Genomic DNA, 23,399 nt, shown 5'->3' on the forward strand with positions numbered 1-23,399 from the left:
CATTACTCACCGTGTGGAGGTCGGCCGAAAGGTTCCTCTGCCGATCGTACTTTCGGACGGAACTATCGGCGCAAAACGGCATATGGCGCACGGTTCCGTTTGACTGACGCCCGGGAGTGGTCGATACGTTCGGTCACGGCCTTGCAGTCGACGAAGGGTGCTGGCATTGTCCGGCAAGCATTCCACTGAGCGTCGCCGTCTTCTCGTTCCGCTGCTCGCCGGGGCCGTCGCGGTCGCGGCACTGGTCGGCGGGGCGGTGGCCACGGTCAATCTCAGGTCGGACCACAAGCCCGCGGCCGCCACCGGCAACATCGACGCTGATCGCAGTCCAGACGAGCGGGCCGACCGGGCCGACCGGCCGGTCCCGAGCGTCGATCCGAGCGAGTCTCCGCAGGTCGTGGCCTCGGCGTCGCCGTCGAAAAGCCCGACCGGGAGCCCGACGAAAAGCCCGTCGAAGAAGCCGTCGACGAGCAGCGCGGTGACCAACGCCGGCACCTGCAAGGCGTCCTACTATGCCAGTGGATCGAAGACCGCCAACGGGGAGAACTTCGATCCCGACGGGCTGACGGCGGCCCACAAGACGCTGCCGTTCAACACCAAGGTGCGGGTCACCAACCTCGCCAACGGCAAGTCCGTGGTCGTGCGGATCAACGATCGGGGCCCGTTCGTATCCGGACGGTGCCTGGATCTGGCCCGCGGGGCCTTCGTGACGATCGCGTCGGTGAGTTCCGGTGTCATCAACGCGCGGTACGAGGTACTCAAGTAAGCACAACCCGGCCGTTTGTTTGAGCGGATCGGCGACGGGTTGGTGGCATGCTGTTGGCCGGACCTATGAAACGTCAACTGCTTCCCGAAGCCCGTGCCGGAGTCGGCGCGGCCTTCGTGCTGCTCGTTTTGGTCCTGGCTACCGAGGTCGCCGACGGATCACGGGCGAACTACGTCGGGCTGTTCGCCGCGGCGCCGTTCCTGGCGGCCGCATTCGCCTCCTGGCCGGAGGTGCTGGCGGTCGGCGGCGCCTCGACCCTGTTCGCGTTCCTGTTCAGCTCGATCGAGTTGATGCACACGCGCGACCGTGTGCTGGTCCTCATGCTGAACCTGGGCGGCGTGTTCGTCGCGAGCGGCATCGCCTGCGCGGTCGGCGCCATCCGCCAGCGGCAGATCGCGCGATACGCGGAGCTGTCCCGCCTCGCGTCCGTCGCACAGGGTGCGGTGCTGCGTCCGCTCGGGCCGCAGCTAGGACCGTTGACGATCGCCGCGCGGTACATCTCCGCGAGTGCCGCGGCCGACATCGGCGGTGACCTGTACGAGGCGGTCGAGACGCCGTACGGCGTGCGGATGATCATCGGAGACGTGCGAGGCAAGGGTCTCGACGCGGTACGCCTGGCGAGCATCGTGCTCGGGTCCTATCGGCACGTGGCGTTCGAGCGGGCCGACCTGCGCGCGATCGTGGCGGATCTCGATCGAGCGGTCGCCAGGTCGGTCGGCGACGAGGACTTCGTGACCGCGGCACTGATCGAGGAGCGCGGCGGCACGCTGACGATCGTCAACTGCGGCCATCCGGCGCCGTTGCTGCTGCGCCGCGGGCGGGTCATCCCGCTCGACCCGCCGGCCAACGCGCCGCCGCTCGGGTTCATGCCGGTGGTCAAGCCGCGGGTCGAGCGGCTGGAGCCGGGCGACCGGCTGCTGTTCTTCACCGACGGGCTCGCCGAGGCGCGCCGCGACGGGCAGTTCTTCCCCACCGCCGAGCGGGCGCAGCGGCTGCTCGGGCACGGCACCGTCGCCGACGGGCTGAAGTCCCTGGAGAGCGCGCTGCTGGATTGGGTGCGCGGGCGTCTCGACGACGACATCGCGCTGATCCTGGTCGAGTACCAGGGAGTCAAGGCGCCGGCGACGGTCCCTAGCTGGGAGATCGGCGGCGCCGGCGTGGCGTCCGCGTAGCGCGCTACAACGAAGGTTCGGAGCGCTGCCGCGGCACGAAGCGGCGCATCGGCGCTCGGTGCCGGCCGGTGTAGAACCGGGGGTACTTGGGGGCGAACAACGAGCCCATCAGGCGGACGAACATCGCGCGGCCCTCCTCGTCGACCTGCGATTGCTGCGAGTAACCGCTCAACGACCACATCACCCGTCGGTGACGGCGTGTCCGCTACTCAACCGCACCGTTTTGCTGCTCAATCCGGCTTCCTGTGGCCTGGTTCACTCCTGGGTGAGCGATGGCGGCTTGTTCATGGTTACTTGCCAGTAATATGATGCCTGTTACCGACTGGTAACCTAGGTCGTCCATGCTCTATCGCACCGTTCGCGACATCACCAGAGACGGGGGCCACTCCGCAATGACCCACTACAAGAGCAACCTGCGGGACCTCGAGTTCAACCTCTTCGAGGTGTTCGGTGTCGACAAGATCCTCGGCCAGGGCCCGTATGGCGACGTCGACGTGGACACCGCCCGCAGCATCCTCGCCGAGGTCGACCGGCTGGCGCGCGAGGACCTCGCGTCCAGCTACGTCGACGGTGACCGCAACCCGCCGGTGTTCGACCCGGCCACGCACAGCGTGAAGATGCCGGAGAAGTTCCGGGGGTCGTACGAGGCGTTCATGGCCGCCGAGTTCTGGCGCCTCGACCTGCCCGCCGAACTGGGCGGCACCGCCGCGCCGCGGGCCCTGTGGTGGGCGCTCGCCGAGATGGTCCTCGGCTCCAACGCGCCGGTGTGGATGTACGCTTCCGGCCCCTCGTTCGCGCACACGCTGCACATCGAGGGCACCGAGGAGCAGAAGAAGTGGGCCAAGCTGTTCGTCGAGAAGCGGTGGGGCTCGACGATGGTGCTGACCGAGCCCGACGCGGGCTCCGACGTCGGCGCCGGCCGGACCAAGGCGATCCCGCAGGCCGACGGCTCCTGGCACATCGAGGGTGTCAAGCGCTTCATCACCAGCGGTGAGCACGACCTCACCGACAACATCGTGCACTACGTGCTCGCCCGCCCGGTCGACACGCCCGGCGCCGGTGGCCCCGGCACCAAGGGCCTCTCGCTGTTCGTCGTGCCGAAGTTCCACTTCGACACCGACACCGGCGAGCTCAAGGACCGCAACGGCGTGTTCGTCACGAACGTCGAGCACAAGATGGGCCTGAAGGTCTCCACCACGTGTGAGGTCACGTTCGGCGGTCACGGTGTGCCGGCCAAGGGCTGGCTGCTCGGCGACGTGCACGAGGGCATCCGGCAGATGTTCCTCATCATCGAGTACGCGCGCATGATGGTCGGCACGAAGGCGATCGCGACCCTGTCGACGGGCTACCTCAACGCTCTCGACTACGCGAAGAGCCGCGTCCAGGGCGCCGACCTGACCTCCACCGACAAGACCGCGTCGCGCGTCACGATCATCAACCACCCTGACGTCCGGCGCTCGCTGCTGATGCAGAAGTCGTACGCGGAGGGTCTGCGTGCGCTCGTCGCGTACACGGCGACCTGGCAGGACAAGGTGGCGCTGGCCGAGGCCGCCGGTGACGAGAAGGCCGCGAAGATCGCCAAGCGGGTCAACGACCTCCTGCTGCCGCTGGTCAAGGGGGTCGGCTCCGAGCGGGCCTACGAGCTGCTCGGCCACGAGGCGCTGCAGACCTTCGGCGGTTCCGGCTTCCTCCAGGACTACCCGCTGGAGCAGTACGTCCGCGACTCGAAGATCGACACCCTGTACGAGGGCACGACCGCGATCCAGAGCCTCGACCTGGTCTTCCGCAAGATCGTGAAGGATCAGGGCAAGGCGCTGCTGACGGTGGCCGCGGAGATCCAGCAGTTCCTCGAGGCCGAGGGCGGCAACGGGCAGTTGAAGCTCGAGCGGGTCGCGCTGGGCAAGGCGCTCACCGAGGTCCAGCAGATGTTGGGCATCTTCACCGGCTGGCTGGGCGAGGCGCAGGGCGGCGACCCGCAGGCCCTCTACAAGATCGGCCTGAACACCCGCCGCTTCCTGCTCGCGCTCGGCGACATCATGGTCGGCTGGCTGCTCCAGAAGCAGGCCGAGGTGGCACTGCAGGCGCTGACCGGCGACGTGTCCGCCGCCGACAAGGCGTTCTACGAGGGCAAGGTCGCGGCCGCGAAGTTCTTCGCGCACGAGATCCTGCCGCGCATCGGCGCCGACCGCCGGGTCGTCGAGTCGACGACCCTCGACGCGATGCACTTGCCGGAGGACGCGTTCTAACGAGTGCGCGGGCGCTAGCCAAAGGGGGAGGGCAACAACGCCCTCCCCCTTTGCGTGTCAGCCCCGGGCGGTGTGCTGCGCGGACAGCGCCGCGCGGTTCAGGTCGCGCCACGTGCCGTCGAAGCGGTGGACGGCGATGCCCGCGGTGGCGAGCCCGTTGTCCGGGAGTTCGTCCGGCGCGAGCAGATCGGACAGGACCGAGAGGGTCGGGTTGTGGCCGATCACCAGCAGCGTCGCGACGTCGGCGTCGGTCTGCCGGACGAGGTCCAGCGTGTCCGGTGCCGGCCCGTGGTAGATCCGCTGCTCGAACACCGCCGGGACCGTCGCCAGGCCGAGTTCCCGCAGGGTCTCCCGGGTGCGGACCGCGGTCGAGCACAGCACGGCGTCGGGCACCAGGCCCGCGCTGTGCAGCCAGGTCCCGGCGGCCGAGGCGTCCCGCCGACCCCGCGGACTCAGGGGACGCTCGATGTCGGTGGCGTAGTCGTCGGGGTCGGCGGCCTTCGCATGGCGGAGCAGGATCAGCGTGCGCACGGTCATGCGCCTAGCGTGCCCGATTGAAGAATGTCGCAGATGGGTATCCCGACGCACAGACAGACAGTGACCCAACAGATGCCCGGGAGGCCCTCGATGGGTATCGGCGGCAGCATTCTTCTGATCGTCGTCGGCGCGATCCTCACGTTCGGGCTGGACGACACCGATCTGGGACCGTTCAACCTCGACACGATTGGCTGGATCCTCCAGCTCGCGGGGCTGGTCGGCCTGCTCCTGACCTTGTACTTCTGGAACTCCCGCCGCCGCACGGTGGTGCGTGAGGTCCCGCCCCCGCCGCCTGCCGGCAACACCGCGATCCCGCCGGCCGCCGGCGAGGAGGTCATCGAGCAGCGGCGCCGCCGCTACTGACGCGCCGGACGCCGTGGCCGCGCCGCCGGGAGAAGGCGGCGCGGTCACGTGCGGCGTCTACGCGTACAACGCGAAGTAGATCGCGATGTGGTGGCAGATCGCGGCGACCAGGGTGCAGGCGTGGAAGAACTCGTGGTGCCCGAAGACGGTCGGCCACGGGTTCGGCCTGCGCAGCGCGTAGAACACCGCACCGACGGTGTAGAAGGCCCCGCCGACGAGCGTCAGCACCAGGGCGGTGACGCCGCCGTTGTGCAGGAGGTCGGGGAGCACCACGATCGCGACCCAGCCCAGCGCGACGTAGAGCGGCGCGGACAGCCACCGCGGCGCGTTCGGCGTGATCAGCTTCAGGCCGACGCCGAGGATCGCGCCGCCCCAGACCACCGCCAGGATGATCTTCGCCGTGGTGCCGGGCAGCAGCAGCACACTGAACGGCGTGTAGGTCCCGGCGATGAACACGAAGATCATCGAGTGGTCGAGGCGCCGCATGATCTTGTATCCGCGCTCCGACCACACCCGCCGGTGGTAGAGCGCGCTCGTGCCGAACAGTGCCACGACCGTGAGGCTGTAGACGAGCGAGCTGACGAACGGGGCCCAGCCCGGCCTGGCCGCCGCGAGCGAACACAACACGGTCCCGCAGACAACGGCGACGCCGGCCGCATACGCATGCAGCCAGCCGCGCATCCTCGGTTTGCCGAGATCAACCGGACGCAGGCGGGTTTCGGTCTTCACGGTCACGCCCTCCAGGTTACGGTACCGTAGGTTACTCACAAGTATCATGTGACCGTCTATCGTGACGGCATGCACGTCCGGCCGATCGGCACCAGCGCGCTCCGCATCGAGGTCGACGACCCGCTGGCCTGGTTCGCGTTCCTCGACGGCGAGCGCCGCGCCCGACGGCTGGCCGTGGTCGACATCATCCCCGGTGCCCGGACCGTCCTCCTCGACGGCGTCACCAATCCCGGCGCGGCGACCGCACTCATCCGCGCCGCGTCGCCGCCCGCCGCACCGTCCGTCGAGACAGCACCCGTCACGCTGCACGTCCACTTCGACGGCGAAGACCTGCCGTTCGTCGCCGACCACGCCGGCACCACCGTCGACACCGTCATCCGTACCTTGACCGACACCGACCTGACCGTCGCCTTCTGCGGATTCGCGCCCGGCTTCGCCTACCTCACCGGCCTGCCGTGGACCGTGCCACGCCTGCCCAGCCCGCGACCCCGCGTGCCCGTCGGATCCGTCGCCCTCGCCGCCGAATACGCCGGCATCTACCCCAGCGCATCACCCGGCGGCTGGCGGCTGGTCGGCCGCACCGGCACCACCTTGTTCGACGTCGACCGCGACCCGCCCGCCCTGCTGACACCGGGCCGTACCGTCAGATTCACCGCCGCATGATCGTCACCGACGCCGGACCGCTGACCACCGTGCAGGACCTCGGCCGGCCCGGCTACGCACACCTCGGCGTCTCCCGCTCCGGCGCCCTCGACCAGCCCGCACTGCTCCTGGCCAACCGCCTCGTCGGCAACCCGCCGGGCGCCGCCGGCCTCGAGATCACGCTCGGACCGTTCGCCGCGACCATGCCGGCCGCCGGCGCCATCGCACTCACCGGCGCCGCCGCGCCACTGCGGGTGGGAGGAAAACCGGCACCGCTCAACGCGCCCGTCGCGGTCCGCGCCGGGGACCGCATCGAGATCGGGCCCGCGGTGCTCGGCCTCCGCGCCTACCTCGCCGTCGCCGGCGGTCTTGCCGTGGCAGCGGTACTGACCAGCCGCGCGACCGACACCCTGTCGTTCCTGGGCCCGCCCGTCGTCCGCACCGGCGACCGGCTGCCGATCGGGCCCCGGCCCGGCGAACCGGCCACCGTCGACGTCGCACCCCGCCCCGCGCTCGGCGGCGACATCACCCTGCGGATCACGTGGGGACCCCACGCCGACCGCTTCACCGACACCGCCGTGCTCGGCAGCACGAAGTACACCATCGGCAACAACAGCAACCGCGTCGGCGCGCGCCTCGACGGCAGGCCGCTGACCCCGATCGACGGCCGCGAACTGCCCAGCGAAGGCATCGTCCTCGGCGCCGTCCAGGTCCCCGCCGACGGCCGGCCCCTGGTCTTCCTCGCCGACCACCCCACCACCGGCGGCTACCCGGTCGTCGCCGTCGTCGACCCCGTCGACCTGCCACTGCTCGCACAGGCACGCCCCGGCGACACCGTGAGGTTCCGTGGATCTCAACTCTGACCTGGGCGAGGGGTTCGGCATCTGGCGCCTGGGCGACGACGACGCCCTGCTGGCGATCGTGACCAGCGCCAACGTCGCCTGCGGCTTCCACGCCGGCGACCCCACCACCATGCGCCGCGTCAGCAGCGCCGCCGGCGAACTCGGCGTCCGCGTCGGCGCCCAGGTCAGCTACCGCGACCTCGCCGGCTTCGGCCGCCGCCGGATCGACGTACCGCCCGGCGAACTCGAAGACGAACTGCGATACCAGATCGGCGCACTGTCCGCGTTCGGGCCGGTCTCCTACGTCAAACCGCACGGCGCCCTCTACAACACCGCCGCGACCGACGAGGCCCACGCCTCCGCCGTCGTCGCCGCCGCCCGACCGTCCGGGCTGCCCGTGCTCTGCCAGCCCGGCTCGGCACTCGCACGGCTGGCCACCGACGCCGGACTACGGGTCGTCACCGAAGGGTTCATCGACCGCGGTTACCTGCCCGACGGTCGGCTCGTCCCCCGCAACTCCCCGGACGCCCTGGTCACCGACGTCGACACGGTCGTCGCGCGAGCCGTACGGATGGCCGTCGACGGCGTGGTGAAGGCCGTCGACGGCTCCGTCGTTCCGATGCCCGTCGAGTCGCTGTGCGTCCACGGCGACACCCCCGGCGCCGTCACCATGGCGGCCGCCGTGCGCGCCGGCCTGCTCGCGGCCGGCATCACGCTCGCGCCGTTCTGTTAGCGCCTGTCGCGGATCCGGTGTCGAGGCGCTAAGCGTCCATGCCGCGCAGGATCAACGGCAGGCGCGCCGCACCGTCCTTGAGCACCCGGATCGGCACACCCCAGTCCTGCCGGGTCAGGTGGCACGCCGGGAACTCCGCTTCGGTGTCGCAGGTCGCCGCCTGCGCGACCACCTGGAGTACACCCTCCGCGACATCCCCCGAGAGGACCAGGCGCCGGCGCAGGTCCGTCGTCACGCCGGCACCCTCCAGCAGCAGCTCCGGCGGCGACGCCGACACCTCCAGCCGGGTCGACGGGCCGAACGACTCGTCCAGCTTCTGGCCCGGCGCCGGCTCGAAGATGAGGTCCAGCTCGACCTCACCGGGCGCCAGCATGGTCGACGGGCGCTCGGTGCGGTGCCGAACACCGCTCGCGTCGACGCCCGCCGCCGCCAGCGTGCCCGGCGCCAACCGGACCAGCCGGTGCGCGCCCGACTCGACGACCACGATCGCACCGGCCGCGGTGCTGACGATGTCGCTGGGCTCCTTGAGCCCGTCGACCACCGTGGTGACCTTGTCGTCGGCGATTCGGCGGATCGCGCCGTTGTAGGTGTCGGCGACCAGCAGGCTGCCGTCGGCGAGCGCGAGCAGGCCCAGCGGGTGCTGGAGCAACGCCTGGCCGGTCGGGCCGTCGACGTGACCGAAGTCGAACAGCCCCTGCCCGACCGCGGTGTGCATCTCGCCGTCCTCGATCCAGCGCACCGCCGACGACTCGCTGTCGGCGACCCACAGCCGCTGCCCGTCCGGCGAGGCAGACAGTCCCGACGGTTGCGCCATCCACGCCTCGTGCAGCGGCCCGTCCTTGAGCGCCTCGACCGTCGTCCCCGCGTACATCCCGGCGGTTCGCCGCACCGGATCGAACCACCAGAGCTGGTGAATGCCGGCCATTGCGATCACGACCCGGTCGTCGTACCACGCGACGTCCCACGGCGACGAGAGGTTCACCGCCAGCGAGTCATGCTGGTCGAAGTCGACGGTCCCGCGCCACTGCCGCCCGCTGCCGGCCACCGTCGACACCTCGCCGGTGGTGAGACGCAGACCGCGCAGCAGGTGGTTGACCGTGTCGGCAACCACCACGTCGTAACCGGCGATCTCCGCGACGTGCGGCGGGAGCAGGCACAGGCCGCCGGGCTCGGAGAACTCCGGCTCGGTGCCGTCTTTGCGGCCGCGCTCGCCGGTCCCGATGCGCCGCACGAGGGTCTCGTTGTCGGTGTCGAGCTCGACCAGCGAGTGGTGCGTCGAGTCGGCGACCAGGAAGTGCCCGTCGGGCAGCGCCAGCGCCTTGCCGGGGAACCGCAGCGTGGTGGCGTCGGCCTTGGCCGCGGCCGGATGCGGGGCGTCACCCCGGCGGAGGGTGCCGCGTGCCTCATGGACCCGGACCAGTTCCTCGACGAGCCGGGCCAGCCCTTCGGCGTGCCCTTCGCCGGCCATGGTGGCGACGACGTACCCCTCGGGGTCGACGACCGTGAGCGTCGGCCAGGCTTTGGCGGCGTACTGCTGCCACATGTTCAGGTCGGGGTCGTCGAGCACGGGGTGATCGACGCCGTAGCGCTCGACGGCGGCCGCCAGTGCCGCGGCGTCCTTCTCGTGCTCGAACTTGGGCGAGTGCACCCCGACGGTCACGAGGACGTCGGCGAAGCGTTGCTCGAGGGGCCGCAGCTCATCGAGTACGTGCAGACAGTTGACGCAGCAGAAGGTCCAGAAGTCGAGGATCGCGATGCGACCCTTGAGGTCGGCCAGGGTCAGCGCCTTGCCGCCGGTGTTGAGCCATCCCCGGCCGCGCAACTCGGGTGCACGGACGCGGGCCCGCAACAACGGTGACTGTGCCGGGTCGGTCATGAACTCACTTCTGGTTCGCTGGGCGGAGGCAGAGCACCTGGTCCTTCTGACCCTTGTGCTGCAGGACGATGTACGGCTGGCCGGCGTCGGAGCAGCTCTCCGGCTTGTCGACCTTCGAGACGATGGTGAAGGCGCCGCCGTCGGAGCAGTCGGCCTTCTTCGCGGAGTCGCCGTCCTGTTTCACGCAGGAGTTGACGGCGAAGCTCGTGCTGCTGGCGTTGTTGAGCGCCACGACGATGGCCGTGCCGGCAACCGCGAGCAGGAACACCACGACCACGACCACCAGGCCGAGCAGCAGGCTGCGGCGGTTCTTCGGGGCCGGCGGCGGGGTCGGTACGCCCGTGTCACCCTCGGCCGGTGGCGGCGTCGACGGCAGGGCGGTGTCGCCGGGCGTCGTGACGAGGTCGCTGAACTTCGGCCCGGTGGGCGCGGCGGCACCGGTGGGAACGGACGCCTGGTACACGCCGGTCGCCGGGGGTGGGGCAGCCTGGTAGATTCCGGTCGCGGGCGGCGCGGAGGCCTGGTACACCCCGCTGGCCGGCGGTGCGCTCGACGGATAGGTGCCGGCGGCGGGCGGTGCGGACGACGGATAGCCTGCGGCGGGCGGTGCGCTCGACGGATAGGTGCCGGCCGCGGGCGGTGCGGACGACGGATAGGTGCTGGTGGGCTGTGGTGCGCCGGTCTGCCCGCTCGCCGGGAAGGAGCCTGCCGGGAAGGTGCTCGCCGCCGGGGCGACCGCCGGCGGAAACGGGCCCGCGGGTGGCGCGGGCGGGGCCGGGGGAGCGCCGGCCGGGCTGGTCGCCGGTGGGGCCGAGGCCTGGTAGATCCCAGGGGCCGGGGGCGCCGACGCGGGGCCGGCCGGCGGCCCGGAGGTGGGGATGGCGCCGGGGGCGGGTGGCGCGGAGGTCGGGACGGAGACTGAGGCGCGGGCGGCGTATGTTCGCGGCGGCTGGGCCGACGGCGGCGCGGAGACAGGGCCGGCCTGAGCGGGCGAGGGCGGCACCTGGGCGGCCCCGGCCGGGACCTGCGCCGACCCGGAAGGCACCTGGGCCGGACCCGACGGGATCTGCGCCGATCCGGGCGGCGTTTGACCGAAGCCTGGGGGCACCTGTGCGGAACCCGAAGGGACCTGGGCCGAGCCGGACGGGACGCGGGCCGAACCCGACGGGCCTCCGGCGCCTGGAGCGGAGACCGGCGCGGCGGAGACGGGAGCGGTGCCGGCGGAGCCGGACGGTCCGGTCTGAGCCGGGGGCGTCACCGGGACGAAGCCGGGGAAACTGCCGGGCGGACCGGGCGGACCGGGCGGGACCTCGCCGGGGACGGAGGCCGGGCCGGGCGGGGGCTGAGGCACCCGCGGCGGCAGTGGGCCGGCCGGTGGGAACGGGCCCGGGCGGGTGGGCTCCGGCTCGGTGCCAGCCGACGGCTGCGGCGGGGCCGGCGCGGCGAACGAGGCCGGCGGGGCAGATTGGGCAGATTGGGCCGGTGGTGCGGACGTGGGTGGAGCCGGCACGGGTTGTGACGGTGCCGGGGGAGCCGACGTCGGCGGCGGTGACGTGGGCGGAGGCGACGCGGGTGCGGGCACCGACGCCGTAGCGCGGACGGCCGGGGGCTTGCCCACCTGCGGCGTGGCCGCCGCACCGTCCGGGTCGGACGGGTGGGACTGGTCGGACGTCATGCGAGCCTCCTGTTGGTCAGACCCTTGCGACCGTAGTCGACGTGGGACGGACATGGCAGAGCCGTTGCCGAGGTTGGTCGGTACGAACCTGGAAGTGACCACACGTTAGCGGTACGAAAAAGTCGCCCCGGTCCGGGGAGGAGCGGACCGGGGCGACTCGGGTGCTTCGGGTGTGGCCACGGGTCAGTCGCGACTGAGCATGGCGTGGAGTTCGTCGCGGAGGGCGCTCGACGGGTTCTTGGCGATGGCGCGCTCGATGGCGTCGAGACGGCGGGCGGCCTTGCGGCGTGCGCGGTAACGCTCGATGAAAGTGCTCATGACCGGCTCCTCGGGTCGATGTAAGGAAGTCTGTCCTTCCCATCAATTACATCTCGCCGAGGAGATCCAAATCCAGCGATTATCAAGTGATACGCCACACCAGCCGAAGATTCGTAGGCCAGCACCGCGCCAAACGCCCAGTTCGTCGGCCACCCGACGGCCGACCCCATGCCGATCATGGGCCACAGGTGACGAATTGGCCCGTCCCCCGGCCCGTGGTGCGTTGATCTTGCAGTTGTGGTGCCCAACAAACCGGGGCACTCAGGGAGCGTCTCGGCACCACAACTGCAAGATCGGCGAGGAGGGAGGGGCGGTCGACGTGGGGGATACCGCCCTAGCTCCAGGCCAGGAGTGCGCCCTCAGGGTCCTCCAGGAACGCTCCGACGTCGCGGAGGAACTTCGAGCCCAGCTCGCCGTCGACGATGCGGTGGTCGAACGACAGGCCCAGGGTGGTCACCTGGCGGACCTTGATCTTGCCCTTGTGTACCCAGGGCTGCTCACGGACCGCGCCGAACACCAGGATCGCCGACTCGCCCGGGGGCAGGATCGGCGTGCCGGAGTCGACGCCGAAGACGCCGACACTGGTGATCGTGAACGTGCCGCCGGTCATGTCGGCCGGCGGAGTCCGGCCGTCGCGGGCCGTCTTCACCAGTCCGTCGAGCGCGTCGGCGAGCTCGCGGGTGGTCAGCTCGTGCGCGTCCTTGACGTTCGGCACGATGAGGCCGCGCTCGGTGGCGGCCGCGATGCCGAGGTTGACGTAGCGCTTGAGCACGATCTCGGTGTCCTGCCAGGACGAGTTGACCATCGGATGACGCTTGATGGCCAGCAGGACGGCCTTGGCAACCAGCAGCAGCGGCGAGACGCGGACGTCGCGCCAGTCGCGGTGGGCCTTGAGCCGTTCGAGCGCCTTCATCGAGCGGGTGACGTCGACCGTCAGGAACTCGGTCACGTGCGGCGCGGTGAACGCGCTGGCGACCATGTTCTCGGCGGTCAGCTTGCGCACGCCCTTGACCGGGATGCGCTCCTCCCGTTCGCCGGGGGCGGCGACCCGGGCCGGCGCCGCGGCGGGGGCCCGCGTCTGGGATGCGAGCACGTCGTCGCGGGTGATCGAGCCGTTGGGCCCGGTGCCCGAGATGCCGATCAGGTCGACGCCGAGGTCGCGGGCGAGCTTGCGGACCGGCGGCTTGGCGAGCACCGCCCCGTTGCGCGGCGGCGCCGGAGCGGGCTTCGGTGCCGGTGCGGGCACGTCCGGTACGACTCCTGGACCGGAATTCCGGGGACGGCGCTTGGCCACCGTGGTCTTGGGGCCGTATCCCACGAGCACCGCGGTGCGGCCGCCCGGGGCGGGACCACCGATCAGGCCGGGCTCGACCGGGGCGTCGCCGGCCACCTCGACGGCGGCGAGCGACGCGGCCGACGGCGCGGGCAGGTCGCCGCCGGCGGGGTCGGTGTCGATGGCGATGATCGGCTGGCCGACCTCCACCGTCGTGCCCTCCGGATGGAAGATCTCGGTGACCTTCCCGGCCCACTTCGCCGGGATCTCGACCGCCGCCTTCGCGGTCTCGACCTCGACGATCGGCTGGTTGAGCGCGATCGTGTCGCCCACGCCGACCAGCCACTTGAGGATCTCGCCCTCGGTGAGTCCCTCGCCCAGGTCGGGCAGGTTGAACTCCTTGACTCTGGTCACGACGCGGCCCCCTAGAACCCGAACGAGCGGTCGACGGCGTCGAGCACCCGGTCGAGGTCCGGGAGATACTCCTCCTCCATCCGGGCGGCCGGGTAGGGGGTGTCGAAGCCACCGACCCGCAGGACCGGAGCCTCCAGGGAGTAGAAGCACTCCTCGGTGATCCGGGCCGCGATCTCGGCGCCGAGGCCCAGGTTGACCGGCGCCTCGTGGACGACGACCGCGCGGCCGGTGCGGCGCACCGACGCGTAGACCGGGGTCAGATCGAGCGGTGAGAGCGAGCGCAGGTCGATGACCTCGATGTTCCGGCCGTCCTCGGCCGCGGCGGTGGCGGCGTCGAGCGACGTGCGCACCATCGGGCCGTAGGCGATCACGGTCGCGTCGGTGCCGGGCCGGGCCACCCGTGAGGCGTGCAGCGGCAGGCTCGCGCTGTCGACGTTGACCTCGCCCTTCTCCCAGTAGCGGCGCTTGGGCTCGAGGAAGATGATCGGGTCGTCGGACTCGATCGACTGCTGGATCATCCAGTACGCGTCGTCGGGGTTCGCGCACGAGACGACCTTGAGGCCGGCCGTGTGCGCGAAGTAGGCCTCCGGGGACTCGGAGTGGTGCTCGACCGCGCCGATGCCGCCGCCGAACGGGATGCGGATGACCATGGGCAGGCGGACGTTGCCCTTCGAGCGGTAGTGCATCTTGGCCACCTGCGACACGATCTGGTCGTAGGCGGGGTAGACGAACCCGTCGAACTGGATCTCGCAGACCGGGCGGTAGCCGCGGATGGCGAGGCCGACCGCGGTGCCGATGATGCCCGACTCGGCGAGCGGGGTGTCGATGACGCGGTCCTCGCCGAAGTCCTTCTGCAGGCCGTCGGTGATGCGGAAGACGCCACCGAGCTTGCCGACGTCCTCACCCATGACGAGGACCTTGGGGTCGCGCTCCATCGCCCGGCGCAGGCCCGTGTTGAGCGCCTTGCCGATCGGCAGGGTCTCGGCCATCAGTGCCCACTCCCCTCGAACGACGCAAGGTAGTTCGCGAACTGTTCCTTCTGCTGATCGAGCTCCGGCGAACCGTTCGGGTAGACGTGCTCGAAGATCGTCATCGGGTCGGGGTCGGGCATGCTGAGCACACGCTCGCGCAGCTCGACGGCGGCGATCCGGGCCTCCTCGTCGATCGCGTCGAAGTAGTCGGCCTTCGCCATGCCCTGCTTCTCCAGGAAGGCACGCAGGCGCTTGATCGGGTCCTTCGTCTGCCAGGCCTCGACCTCGCTGGCGATGCGGTAGCGGGTCGGATCGTCCGACGTCGTGTGGGCACCCATGCGGTACGTGTACGCCTCGATCAGCGACGGGCCCTGGCCGTGCCGGGCGTCGTCGAGCGCCTTGCGGGTGACCGCGTAGCAGGCGAGCACGTCGTTGCCGTCCACCCGCAGGCCGGGGAAGCCGAAGCCGCTGGCCCGGTGGTAGAGGGGCACGCGCGTCTGCCGCTCCAGCGGCTCGGAGATCGCGTACTGGTTGTTCTGGCAGAAGAAGACCACCGGCGCGTTGAAGACCGACGCCCAGATGAACGCCTCGTTGACATCACCCTGGCTGGTGGCGCCGTCGCCGAAGTACGCGATCACCGCCTCACCGTCGTCGGAGCCGACCTTGCCATCCTTGGTGATGCCCATGGCGTAGCCGGTCGCGTGGAGCGTCTGCGCCCCGATGACGATCGTGTACAAGTTGAACTTGAACTCGTTGGGGTCCCAGCCGCCCTGGTCGACGCCTCGGAACAGGCCCAACGGCATGATCGGGTCGATGCCGCGGCAGTAGAGGACCCCGTGCTCGCGATACGTTGGAAACGCCATGTCCTGCGGGCGCAGCGCCCGGCCGGATCCGACCTGGGCCGCCTCCTGGCCGAGCAGGCTCGCCCAGATGCCCAGCTCCCCCTGGCGCTGCAGGGCGGTCGCCTCGGCGTCGAGCCTCCGGACCACGACGAGATCGTGATACAGCGAGCGGTACTCGTCGTCGGTGAAGTCGACCGCGTAGTCGGGGTGTTCGACCCGATCGCCCTCGGGGGTGAGTAGCTGCACGAACGCGGGTTCAGGCACGGCCCGTGTCCTGTGTGTCCGGGCCTTGGCTTCGCCCTTCGCCATCCGTTTCTCCCTGTCGTCTCTCGCGTCGGCAGCGGGGGGTGACCCTGCCGCGCGGCGGGGGTGGCTGCGACGCGGCAACCCGGTGGGGTCGGCACGTCGCGGGTGGGCATGACGGATCATGCCCGGGAGCCGGCCCCGAAGGCTCTGCCTCGCAGGGTATGCGGAGGCTACGGCCCCGTTGCCGGTGTGTGTCCAGCATCGCAGAACGCGTGTCGATCGACACCATGGAGTCGTGGTTCCTCCGATGGCGGATGCCGAAAATCCCCCCAGTCCGGGCAGATCCTCCTGTCATCACCCGACGTTGTTCCTCATGTCCCCGGATACTTGGAGTTCTCGCGTTGCCTTCCTCTCCCGGCTCCTCTTCCCCCGACGACGTCCGGACGCACCGTTCGTTCTCGCCGAACCGACGGCCGTTGCTGATCTCCGCGCTGCTGGTGGCGCTGACGTCGGTACCGACGATGATCGTCGTGGTCGCGGGCAGTGCGACGCTCGACAGCAGGTCGTCGTCGCGGACCCCGGTGATCGCGGAGCCGCGCCCGGGTCCGGTCGTGGTGGACTCGTCGCCGCGCACCGGCCTGCACCCGTCCGGCGTGCCGGACCGGAGTTCGCTCGCCGCGGTCCCGACGGCACCCCAGCCGCCCGGCCGGCCGCGGACGTCCGCCCGTGCCTCCGGAGGTTCCGGCGGCGGTCTTTCCGTCGGTACGGGCACCCGGCCGCCGAAGCAGACCCCCGTCGAGGGGCTGCCGCCGTCGGTACCGCCACCGCCGACCGTCGTCCCCGGCGATTCTTCGGGCGGCTCCTCCGGTGGCTCTGCCGGGGGTCGGCCGCCGACGTCCGGGGTTCCGATCCAGGACCGGGCGTGGCCCGGCTGGGACAGCGGGTTGAAGGGCAAGCGGGAGTCGACACGGGGCACGCGGCGGGTGTCCCTCTGGTGGCCCTCTCGATCGGGATCCATCGATCAGCCCGACCCCTGCTGACCGGCGGCCCGCGGGTGCTCAGCGGTCGATGCGAGTCCGCGAGTCGCGGGTGATCACGCCCCAGGCGGTCGAGAACGGCTTGCAGGGCCACCCCCCACAGCCGGCGCTGCAACTCGTGACCTGCGGTCCGGCTGACGGCCGGTGGCGCTCCACACGGCGCCGGGCATCGGTCACCGCGTGGTCGTAGATGACGGCCATCGCGTGCTCCTCCCGCCGCTTCCCGCCGCTGGTCAGACGCCTTGCGCGGCGGGCGCCGTCCACAGCAGGCGGGCGCTGAAGAGCTGCTGCGCGGTGGCGAGCGCGGCCTCGGCGGACCGGAACGTCATCACCTCGGACTTGCCGTTGCCGAGCCGCCAGGTCAGCACCGCTTGATCGGGCAGCTCGTGTCCCCACGCGACGACCTGCGGGCGGTCGTCGTCATCCAGATCCGCGACAATGCCGAAGAGGCGCGGCGCGCCTTCCAGCAGGAGCTTGTCGTCCTCGAACACGACTGATCTCCCTCGGGCTGAGGAGGGATCTGACCGCTCCAGAATGCACGTGCAGGTTTCCACGGGCAATACGTTCTGGCGAAGTTGAGTAGAGCAAGCCAATCGCTTAGCCGTGGACGTGCTTGCGCGGCACCCCGGTAACGGACACACTCGTCTTGAGTAATGGAGGTGAGTGGTGTCCAGCGCCCAGAGCCCCACGTTCCCACGATTCCAGTTGGGCAAACAGCTTAGAGCGCTGCGTGAGAAGGCGCGGCTCACCACGGAGGACGTCGGGCTGCAACTCGACTGCTCACCGAGCACCATCAGCCGGATGGAGGGCGGCAAGGTCGGTATTCGCCGCAGCACGCTTGAGCGCCTCCTGGAGATCTACGAAGTAACCGACCGTGAGCACATCGAGACATTGGTCGCGCTCGCGCGCGAAGGCAAGACGCGCGGTTGGTTCGCTCGATACGGTGACCTGCCCAGCAGCTACTCCCGGTACATCGGCCTGGAATCCAACGCGATCGAGATGCGTGACTACGAGGCGCTGGTCGTGCCCGGGATGCTGCAGACCGAGGAATACACCCGTGCCCTGCTCGCGGCGGCCTCCCCGGGCGAGCCGGAGGACGCCGTGGAGGCGCACGTCAACGCGCGGCGGGAGCGGCAGGGACTGCTCAACCGCGCCGAGAACCCGTTGCAGTTCATCGCGGTCCTGGATGAGAGCGTGATCCGTCGCCTCATCGGCGGACCCGACATCATGCGGTCGCAGCTAAAGCACCTGGCCGACATGGGCCGGGCGAGGAACGTGACGATCCAGGTCCTGCCGTTCTCCGGCGGGGCCTATGCCGGCATGGCCGGATCGTTCGCGATCCTCAGGTTCAAAGGTGCACCAAGCGTCGTGTATGCCGAGGCCATGGCCGGTGACATCTATCAGGAAGCCGGAGACGTCCAGCGGTACAACGACGTGTTCGAGAGTCTGCGAGCCGCCGCGCTCAGCCCGTTCGAGTCGATCAAGATGATCGAGCTCGCGGTGTCTGAGACGGCCTGACCCGAAGGAGTGCGCAGATGACTGCGCTCAACGAGCGGTGGCACAAGCCCACCCGAAGCGGCAACAACGGACAGTGTGTCGAGGCGCGGTTCGTCGACGGCGTCGTCGAGGTCCGCAACTCCAACTCCCCGGATGCGGGACTTGTGCGGTTCACCCGCGCGGAATGGGAGACCTTCCTCGCCGCGGTCGACACAGACGGAGAATTCCGCCTGCCGTAACCATGCCGACCTACGCCTGACAACAGCGAAGGGACAGCCCCGACCGGCTGTCCCTTCGTCGTTTTAGCTGCGAGCCGATCCGATCGTATCGCCGATCGACCTGTTTCGGTAACTGTCTGGTCGCTATCCGCGTGATGCTGCAAAAGCCGCGGTTGGTAGCAATACCGCGATGTGGGTGTCGCGACGGGTCGAACCGGAGTAAGGATGGGTTATGACCCAGCGTCTTCGCAGGTGGTGGCGGCCGTGACGGAAACCATGGCGGACAGGACCGGGACGGCGGCCGTGACGATCCGCGCCTATCGCCCCACGGACCATCGCGACTGCCGACAGCTCTGGGCGGAGCTGACCGAGGAGGACGAGAGCCTCTACGCGGGGTCGGCGCCCGCCGACGTGGATCCGGGTGCCGCCTTCGAGGAGTACCTCACCCGGCTCGACCTGTCGGGCATGTGGGTGGCCGAGGACACCGGCCTGTCCGGGGGCGTCGTCGGCATGGTCGGGCTGATCCTCGACGGCCGCGGTGGCGAGGTCGAGCCGTTGGTGGTCGCCTCCGCCCGCCGGGGTGCCGGCATCGGGCGGGCGCTGCTGGAGCACGTCGCCGGCCAGGCGCGCCGGCGCGGACTCGGCCGGCTGAGCATCTCACCCGCGGCCCGCAACCGCGATGCCATCCACTGCCTGCACGCGGCCGGCTATGACGCACTCGCCCGGGTCACGCTCGCCATCGACCTGAACCGCAAGAGTGACATCTGGCGTGACGGCATCGACCTGTACGACCTGCGATTCCGCTACTGAACCGGTCGGCGCCCGTCAAGCGTTGACGCCGGGCTGTGGATAAAAACGGGCGTTGTCCACAGCCGAAAACCGCTCGTTCCGCCTGCCGCCGCCGGGGACGAGTGTCTTCGTCATGACAACCGCTGCCGCATCGCCCTGGCTCCGCCTGAGCGGACCCGCCGAGATTCTGTCCGCCACGCCCTACCTGCTCGGCTTCCATCCCGCCAACAGCCTCGTGGTGCTCGGCCTGCACGGCACGGGCCTGCGGTTTCACGTCCGCGGTGACCTGCCCGACGACCGCGACGACGGTGAGGTGCTCGCCGAGCAGTACGGATCCATGTTCGCCCACCACAACGTCGACGCTGCGCTGCTCATCGGCTACGGGCCCGCCGAGCCGACCGGCTCGTTCCTGTTCGCGACCCGCGCTGCCATGCTGCGGCACGCCATCGACGTGCCTGAGATGCTGCGGGCGCACGAGGGGCGCTACTGGTCGTTGCTGTGCGGCTCGGCCGAGTGCTGCCCGCCGGAGGGCCGTGAGTATGACGTGCAGACCTCGGCCGCCGCCGTCGAGGCCACCGTCGCGGGCATGGTCGCACTGCCCGACCGGGACACCGTCGTGCGCAGCCTCGCCGGTCCCGAGGGGCCCGCGCTGGCGGCGATCCAGGAGGCCACCGACCGGGCCGGTCTTCGGCTCGTGCGCCTGGCCACCGGCAGTGACGTCGTCCCGGCGGTGACGAGTGCCGGGACGGCCGCGCTCGCCGAGGCCGTCGCCCAGTACCGCACCGGTCAGCGACTCACCGACGACGAGGTGGCATGGTTGACCGTTCTGCTGCAAGTGCTCGCGTTCCGCGACCGGGCCTGGCTGCGCATCGACCGGGACGGACCGTGGGGCCGGGCGATGCACCTGCGGCTGTGGACCGACCTGGTCCGCCGGGCCGATCCGGGGATGGTGGCGCCGGCGGCCATGCTGCTGGGGTATCTCCACTGGCGGGCCGGCGACGGGCTGCGCGCCCGGATCGCGGTCGACCGGGCCCTCGACGCCGACCCCGGCTACAACGGCGCCAAGCTCATGGCCGAGATCCTCGACCGGGGAGTGCCACCGGCGGAGCTTCCGCCGCTGGGACGGTCCCGTCGACGCGCTGTGCGCCGGCGTAAATGTTGAAGGTCGGGCCGCGCAGGAAGCCGACCAGCGTCAGGCCGGCCTCTTCGGCCAGGTCGGCGGCGAGGGTGCTGGGCGCCGACACGGCGGCCAGCACCGGGATGCCCGCCATCCAGGCCTTCTGGCAGAGCTCGAAGCTGGCCCGGCCGCTGACCATCAGCACATAACCGGCCAGCGGCAGCCGGTCCTGCCGGACGGCCCAGCCGATCACCTTGTCGACGGCGTTGTGCCGGCCCACGTCCTCGCGCAGGCAGACCAGTTCACCGGCCGCGGTGAACAGGCCCGCCGCGTGCAGCCCGCCGGTTGTGGCGAAGGCCCGCTGCCGGTGCCGCAGCGCGTCGGGCAGAGCGGCCAGCACGGCCGGCGTGACGGTGACCGGGTCGGCGGCGACGTCGAAGTGGGATCGGGTGCGGACGGCGTCGATGCTGGCCTTGCCGCAGACGCCGCAGGAGGAGGTGGTGAAGAAGTTCCGGCTCGGGTCGACGACCGGCGCCGGGACGCCCGGGGAGAGCACGACGTCGACGACGTTGTAGGTGTTCGGCTCCTGGTCGCCGGCGCACAGTTGCGCGGTGTGGACGTCGCCTGAGTGGCGGATGATGCCTTCGGTGCACAGGAAGCCGATCGCCAGGTCGAGATCGTCGCCCGGCGTGCGCATGGTCACCGCCAGCGGCGGACGGGCGCCTCCGCCCGGGCCGACGCGGATCTCGAGCGGCTCCTCGGCGGCCAGGCTGTCGGGCGACCGCTTGACATCGATCCCGGATCCGTCGTCGCCCGCGCCGAGCGTGACCCGCACGATCGTGCGCCGTTGCGTGACGCGGCCCATGTACCCGTCCCTCCGATGTCGGTTTCCGCACCCTGGCTCGACGGTAGGTTCTGATTGTGACGACGGCCAACGACCCCCACCGGCGAACGGGTCACGGACAGGGCCGCGATTGCCGGTGGAGGTGGGCGCGGTGAGCCGGTTCGCGGCCGTGGTGCTGGCCGGCGGGGCAGGGCGCCGGCTCGGAGGCCGGGACAAGCCGATGGTCCCGGTCGGCGGCGTGCCGATGATCAGCCGGGTCCTTGCCGCCGTGCACGGCGCCGGGCGGGACAGCGCGGTGATCGAGGACGTCATCGTCGTCGGGCCGTGGCGCGACGGGCTGCCCGACTCGGTGCGGGTCGTGCAGGAGGAGCCCCCGGGCGGTGGGCCGGTGGCCGCCGTGGCGGCCGGGCTCGGGCTCGTGGGAGCGGAGGTCGTGGCGCTGCTCGCGGCCGACCTGCCGCACCTCGACGCGCGGGCCGTCGCGACGTTGCTGGGCGCGATCGGGAGGCACGACGGGGCGGTGTTCGTCGATGACGACGGCAGGCGGCAACTGCTGTGCGGAGCCTGGCGGACGGCCGCCCTCAAGGACGCCGCCGGGCGGATCGGTGAGCCTGCCGGCAAATCGATGCGGGCGCTCGTCGACGGGCTCGACGTGCGGGAAGTGCGGTGGGGCGACGCCGGTGCGCCGCCCTACTTCGACTGCGACACGGAGGACGACCTGCGAAATGCGGAGCGCGCATGAGTGACGAAGGATCGGGTGCACGGCTGGACACGTGGCTGGGCGAGGCGGCCAGGACGCTGGGGGTGTCGCCGCTCACGGTGGACGAGCGGGCGGCGATCCTCGCGCTCGCCCGTGACGTCGCCCACAACGTCGCCCGGCCCGGGGCGCCTCTGACGGCGTTCCTCCTCGGGCTGGCGATCGGCCGGGGAGCGGATCCGCAGCACAGCCGCGAGGTGCTCACCCGTCTGGCCACCCGGGCTGAAGGGACGATCGAGGCTGGATAGGGTGAGAGCCGGGGGATAGGAGGCGATCATGTCGGGTGACCAGGACGACGTCATGTCGTATGAGACGGCGCTGTTCGATGATGAGGAACCGGCCGGCGGCAACCTGAAGGAGAAGGTCGCCGAGGCCTGGCGGGACTTCGCCCGGCATCTCGTTGACGGGCTGCGTGACCTGCGGCCCGGCACCACGCTCGACCTCACCCTCGACCCGACCGCGTCCGGCACCGGCGACGCCATCTACTCGGTCCAGGTGACCGGCGAGGAAGACGGCATGCTCAGCGCCACAGCGGTCGGCAACGCGGACCTCCCGGCGGCCTACCGGCTGGACCGGACCGTCATCGCGGAGATCGTCGCGCTGGGCTGGTCCCCGCCCGGGGTCGTGCCCGGCTCCGGCGAGTCGTTCGGGCTGCGGGTGCCGAAGGGCGAGGTGACCCAGTTGAGCCGGTTGGTCACGCGGACCCTGCGCGACATCTACGGCACACCGCACCCGGCCTTCCTGACGTATCTCGCCCATGACGCCAACGGCCACGTGGCGCCGCTCCCGTCGCTGGGCGTCGCCAGGTCTCTCGTCACGATCGCCGACGCTGACGGCGACGGGGTCGTCGACGCCGCCCGGACGGCCGCCGGTCAGGGCGGGCTCAAGGAACTCGCGGCGGAGACCGACGACCTGCCGCTGCACGACAAGGTGACCACCGTCGTCGCGCGGCTCATGAAGACCTCGCCGGAGGAGCTGCCGATCGACCCGGACGGCGACATCGGCATCCGGTCGGGCTCGGCGATGGTGTTCGTGCGGGTCCGGGACAACCCGCCGCTGGTCGACGTGTTCTCGCCGATCCTCACCGAGGTCGAGCCCACGGAGCGGCTCTACGTGAAGCTGTCCGATCTCACCAACCGCATGCCGATCGGCCGGCTCTACTGCACCAACGACACCGTCTGGGCCTCCGTGCCCGTGTTCGGCCGCGACTTCCAGCCCACTCACCTGATGCTCGCGGTGCAGGTGATGACCGGGCTGGCCGACGAGCTCGACGACCGCCTTCACGGGGAGTTCGGTGGCAAGCGCTTCTTCGGCGAAAGCGACAAGCCCAAGCCGGTGATCAGCAGCGGCGGCGAACGCACGGGCATGTACCTCTAGCGCACCTCGGCGGCGACACCTCCGAGCCCTTCGCCCGAATCGTCGGCCTTGTTCGGGTTGGCAGGGGTTGCTGGCTTACCGTCGCGGCCTTGCGTGAAGCACAAGACGCGCGGGCGCA

At 70.8% G+C, this 23,399-nt stretch carries 26 protein-coding genes; 15 read left to right on the plus strand and 11 right to left on the minus strand.

Features of this window, described 5'->3' with window-relative positions; genetic code table 11:
* The first annotated feature begins 157 nt into the window (after window positions 1-157).
* Window positions 158-766, plus strand: coding sequence for a septal ring lytic transglycosylase RlpA family protein (locus Drose_RS00405; protein ID WP_390891293.1), 609 nt, complete (start codon window positions 158-160; stop codon window positions 764-766).
* Between the two features lie 65 nt (window positions 767-831).
* Window positions 832-1,938, plus strand: coding sequence for a PP2C family protein-serine/threonine phosphatase (locus Drose_RS00410; RefSeq protein ID WP_260726197.1), 1,107 nt, complete (start codon window positions 832-834; stop codon window positions 1,936-1,938).
* A 4-nt stretch (window positions 1,939-1,942) separates the two neighbouring features.
* Here the strand turns inward: Drose_RS00410 and Drose_RS00415 are convergent, their stop codons facing one another.
* Window positions 1,943-2,110: a hypothetical protein gene (locus Drose_RS00415; protein WP_260726198.1), complete on the minus strand. Its 168-nt coding sequence runs from the start codon at window positions 2,108-2,110 to the stop codon at window positions 1,943-1,945.
* Window positions 2,111-2,330: 220 nt separating this feature from the next.
* On the opposite strand from Drose_RS00415, the gene Drose_RS00420 reads away from it, so the two are divergent.
* Complete coding sequence (locus tag Drose_RS00420) at window positions 2,331-4,184, plus strand: acyl-CoA dehydrogenase (RefSeq protein WP_260729550.1); 1,854 nt, start codon at window positions 2,331-2,333, stop codon at window positions 4,182-4,184.
* A gap of 57 nt (window positions 4,185-4,241) precedes the next feature.
* Here Drose_RS00420 and Drose_RS00425 read toward each other — a convergent pair whose 3' ends face one another.
* Window positions 4,242-4,721: a SixA phosphatase family protein gene (locus Drose_RS00425; protein WP_260726199.1), complete on the minus strand. Its 480-nt coding sequence runs from the start codon at window positions 4,719-4,721 to the stop codon at window positions 4,242-4,244.
* Between the two features lie 90 nt (window positions 4,722-4,811).
* Here Drose_RS00425 and Drose_RS00430 point away from each other — a divergent pair, with 90 nt between their 5' ends.
* The gene (locus tag Drose_RS00430; protein WP_260726200.1) at window positions 4,812-5,084 is read left to right on the plus strand and encodes a DUF6458 family protein; all 273 of its coding nucleotides are present in this window, start codon (window positions 4,812-4,814) and stop codon (window positions 5,082-5,084) included.
* A 57-nt stretch (window positions 5,085-5,141) separates the two neighbouring features.
* Here the strand turns inward: Drose_RS00430 and trhA are convergent, their stop codons facing one another.
* On the minus strand, window positions 5,142-5,765 hold the full coding sequence (trhA, locus tag Drose_RS00435) for a PAQR family membrane homeostasis protein TrhA (protein WP_260729551.1): 624 nt from the start codon (window positions 5,763-5,765) through the stop codon (window positions 5,142-5,144).
* A gap of 117 nt (window positions 5,766-5,882) precedes the next feature.
* On the opposite strand from trhA, the gene Drose_RS00440 reads away from it, so the two are divergent.
* The 3 genes from Drose_RS00440 to Drose_RS00450 are packed head-to-tail and all read left to right on the plus strand — an operon-like array spanning window position 5,883 to window position 8,030.
* Window positions 5,883-6,476, plus strand: a complete 594-nt coding sequence (locus tag Drose_RS00440) for a 5-oxoprolinase subunit B family protein (RefSeq protein ID WP_260729552.1) — start codon at window positions 5,883-5,885, stop codon at window positions 6,474-6,476.
* Window positions 6,473-7,318 (plus strand): 5-oxoprolinase subunit C family protein, encoded by an 846-nt coding sequence (locus Drose_RS00445; protein WP_260726201.1) that lies wholly within the window; start codon window positions 6,473-6,475, stop codon window positions 7,316-7,318. Before Drose_RS00440 ends, Drose_RS00445 begins: the two co-directional genes overlap by 4 nt.
* Window positions 7,302-8,030 carry a LamB/YcsF family protein gene (locus tag Drose_RS00450; RefSeq protein WP_260726202.1) on the plus strand — a complete coding sequence of 243 codons (729 nt, stop codon included), beginning with the start codon at window positions 7,302-7,304 and terminating at the stop codon, window positions 8,028-8,030. The genes Drose_RS00445 and Drose_RS00450 overlap by 17 nt, the downstream gene beginning before the upstream one ends.
* Before the next feature lie 28 nt (window positions 8,031-8,058).
* On the opposite strand, the gene Drose_RS00455 is transcribed toward Drose_RS00450, so the two are convergent.
* The 6 genes from Drose_RS00455 to pdhA all read right to left on the minus strand — a co-directional run bounded on the left by Drose_RS00455 (window position 8,059) and on the right by pdhA (window position 15,708).
* Window positions 8,059-9,906, minus strand: a complete 1,848-nt coding sequence (locus Drose_RS00455; RefSeq protein ID WP_260726203.1) for an NHL domain-containing thioredoxin family protein — start codon at window positions 9,904-9,906, stop codon at window positions 8,059-8,061.
* Window positions 9,907-9,910: 4 nt separating this feature from the next.
* Window positions 9,911-10,951: an LppU/SCO3897 family protein gene (locus Drose_RS00460; protein ID WP_260726204.1), complete on the minus strand. Its 1,041-nt coding sequence runs from the start codon at window positions 10,949-10,951 to the stop codon at window positions 9,911-9,913.
* Window positions 10,952-11,764: 813 nt separating this feature from the next.
* On the minus strand, window positions 11,765-11,899 hold the full coding sequence (locus Drose_RS00465) for a hypothetical protein (RefSeq protein WP_259860621.1): 135 nt from the start codon (window positions 11,897-11,899) through the stop codon (window positions 11,765-11,767).
* Between the two features lie 334 nt (window positions 11,900-12,233).
* Window positions 12,234-13,586 carry a dihydrolipoamide acetyltransferase family protein gene (locus tag Drose_RS00470; RefSeq protein ID WP_260726205.1) on the minus strand — a complete coding sequence of 451 codons (1,353 nt, stop codon included), beginning with the start codon at window positions 13,584-13,586 and terminating at the stop codon, window positions 12,234-12,236.
* 11 nt (window positions 13,587-13,597) lie between these two features.
* Window positions 13,598-14,578 carry an alpha-ketoacid dehydrogenase subunit beta gene (locus Drose_RS00475; protein ID WP_260729553.1) on the minus strand — a complete coding sequence of 327 codons (981 nt, stop codon included), beginning with the start codon at window positions 14,576-14,578 and terminating at the stop codon, window positions 13,598-13,600.
* Window positions 14,575-15,708 carry a pyruvate dehydrogenase (acetyl-transferring) E1 component subunit alpha gene (gene pdhA / locus Drose_RS00480; protein WP_260726206.1) on the minus strand — a complete coding sequence of 378 codons (1,134 nt, stop codon included), beginning with the start codon at window positions 15,706-15,708 and terminating at the stop codon, window positions 14,575-14,577. Before pdhA ends, Drose_RS00475 begins: the two co-directional genes overlap by 4 nt.
* Before the next feature lie 413 nt (window positions 15,709-16,121).
* Between pdhA and Drose_RS00485 the strand changes: the two genes are divergently transcribed.
* Window positions 16,122-16,685, plus strand: coding sequence for a hypothetical protein (locus tag Drose_RS00485; protein ID WP_260726207.1), 564 nt, complete (start codon window positions 16,122-16,124; stop codon window positions 16,683-16,685).
* A gap of 230 nt (window positions 16,686-16,915) precedes the next feature.
* On the opposite strand, the gene Drose_RS00490 is transcribed toward Drose_RS00485, so the two are convergent.
* Complete coding sequence (locus tag Drose_RS00490; protein ID WP_260726208.1) at window positions 16,916-17,173, minus strand: hypothetical protein; 258 nt, start codon at window positions 17,171-17,173, stop codon at window positions 16,916-16,918.
* A gap of 175 nt (window positions 17,174-17,348) precedes the next feature.
* On the opposite strand from Drose_RS00490, the gene Drose_RS00495 reads away from it, so the two are divergent.
* The 4 genes from Drose_RS00495 to Drose_RS00510 all read left to right on the plus strand — a co-directional run bounded on the left by Drose_RS00495 (window position 17,349) and on the right by Drose_RS00510 (window position 20,348).
* Window positions 17,349-18,200 (plus strand): helix-turn-helix domain-containing protein, encoded by an 852-nt coding sequence (locus Drose_RS00495; protein ID WP_260726209.1) that lies wholly within the window; start codon window positions 17,349-17,351, stop codon window positions 18,198-18,200.
* 17 nt (window positions 18,201-18,217) lie between these two features.
* Window positions 18,218-18,418, plus strand: a complete 201-nt coding sequence (locus Drose_RS00500; protein WP_260726210.1) for a DUF397 domain-containing protein — start codon at window positions 18,218-18,220, stop codon at window positions 18,416-18,418.
* 243 nt (window positions 18,419-18,661) lie between these two features.
* Window positions 18,662-19,207 (plus strand): GNAT family N-acetyltransferase, encoded by a 546-nt coding sequence (locus Drose_RS00505; protein ID WP_260726211.1) that lies wholly within the window; start codon window positions 18,662-18,664, stop codon window positions 19,205-19,207.
* Window positions 19,208-19,319: 112 nt separating this feature from the next.
* Entirely contained in the window at window positions 19,320-20,348 is a 1,029-nt protein-coding gene (locus Drose_RS00510) for a DUF4192 domain-containing protein (protein ID WP_260726212.1), read from the plus strand.
* Here the strand turns inward: Drose_RS00510 and fdhD are convergent.
* Window positions 20,254-21,168: a formate dehydrogenase accessory sulfurtransferase FdhD gene (gene fdhD, locus Drose_RS00515; RefSeq protein WP_260726213.1), complete on the minus strand. Its 915-nt coding sequence runs from the start codon at window positions 21,166-21,168 to the stop codon at window positions 20,254-20,256. The genes Drose_RS00510 and fdhD overlap by 95 nt on opposite strands.
* Before the next feature lie 148 nt (window positions 21,169-21,316).
* Between fdhD and mobA the strand changes: the two genes are divergently transcribed.
* The 3 genes from mobA to Drose_RS00530 are packed head-to-tail and all read left to right on the plus strand — an operon-like array spanning window position 21,317 to window position 23,281.
* The gene (mobA, locus tag Drose_RS00520; protein WP_313900032.1) at window positions 21,317-21,889 is read left to right on the plus strand and encodes a molybdenum cofactor guanylyltransferase; all 573 of its coding nucleotides are present in this window, start codon (window positions 21,317-21,319) and stop codon (window positions 21,887-21,889) included.
* Entirely contained in the window at window positions 21,886-22,152 is a 267-nt protein-coding gene (locus Drose_RS00525; protein WP_260726215.1) for a DUF6457 domain-containing protein, read from the plus strand. Before mobA ends, Drose_RS00525 begins: the two co-directional genes overlap by 4 nt.
* A gap of 28 nt (window positions 22,153-22,180) precedes the next feature.
* Window positions 22,181-23,281 carry a YbjN domain-containing protein gene (locus Drose_RS00530; protein ID WP_260726216.1) on the plus strand — a complete coding sequence of 367 codons (1,101 nt, stop codon included), beginning with the start codon at window positions 22,181-22,183 and terminating at the stop codon, window positions 23,279-23,281.
* Window positions 23,282-23,399 lie beyond the last annotated feature (118 nt).

Origin of the sequence: Dactylosporangium roseum, from assembly GCF_025264685.1 — a bacterium.
GTDB lineage: Bacteria > Actinomycetota > Actinomycetes > Mycobacteriales > Micromonosporaceae > Dactylosporangium > Dactylosporangium roseum.

Bases quoted from the DNA above. Each gene is read 5' to 3' on its own strand.
- Drose_RS00430 (WP_260726200.1), top strand. From the start codon at position 4,812: ATGGGTATCGGCGGCAGCATTCTTCTGATCGTCGTCGGCGCGATCCTC.
- pdhA (WP_260726206.1), bottom strand. From the start codon at position 15,708: ATGGCGAAGGGCGAAGCCAAGGCCCGGACACACAGGACACGGGCCGTG.
- Drose_RS00465 (WP_259860621.1), bottom strand. From the start codon at position 11,899: ATGAGCACTTTCATCGAGCGTTACCGCGCACGCCGCAAGGCCGCCCGC.
- Drose_RS00410 (WP_260726197.1), top strand. From the start codon at position 832: ATGAAACGTCAACTGCTTCCCGAAGCCCGTGCCGGAGTCGGCGCGGCC.
- Drose_RS00530 (WP_260726216.1), top strand. From the start codon at position 22,181: ATGTCGGGTGACCAGGACGACGTCATGTCGTATGAGACGGCGCTGTTC.
- Drose_RS00425 (WP_260726199.1), bottom strand. From the start codon at position 4,721: ATGACCGTGCGCACGCTGATCCTGCTCCGCCATGCGAAGGCCGCCGAC.
- trhA (WP_260729551.1), bottom strand. From the start codon at position 5,765: ATGCGCGGCTGGCTGCATGCGTATGCGGCCGGCGTCGCCGTTGTCTGC.
- Drose_RS00455 (WP_260726203.1), bottom strand. From the start codon at position 9,906: ATGACCGACCCGGCACAGTCACCGTTGTTGCGGGCCCGCGTCCGTGCA.
- Drose_RS00510 (WP_260726212.1), top strand. From the start codon at position 19,320: ATGACAACCGCTGCCGCATCGCCCTGGCTCCGCCTGAGCGGACCCGCC.
- Drose_RS00445 (WP_260726201.1), top strand. From the start codon at position 6,473: ATGATCGTCACCGACGCCGGACCGCTGACCACCGTGCAGGACCTCGGC.
- Drose_RS00500 (WP_260726210.1), top strand. From the start codon at position 18,218: ATGACTGCGCTCAACGAGCGGTGGCACAAGCCCACCCGAAGCGGCAAC.
- fdhD (WP_260726213.1), bottom strand. From the start codon at position 21,168: ATGGGCCGCGTCACGCAACGGCGCACGATCGTGCGGGTCACGCTCGGC.
- Drose_RS00440 (WP_260729552.1), top strand. From the start codon at position 5,883: ATGCACGTCCGGCCGATCGGCACCAGCGCGCTCCGCATCGAGGTCGAC.
- Drose_RS00525 (WP_260726215.1), top strand. From the start codon at position 21,886: ATGAGTGACGAAGGATCGGGTGCACGGCTGGACACGTGGCTGGGCGAG.
- Drose_RS00420 (WP_260729550.1), top strand. From the start codon at position 2,331: ATGACCCACTACAAGAGCAACCTGCGGGACCTCGAGTTCAACCTCTTC.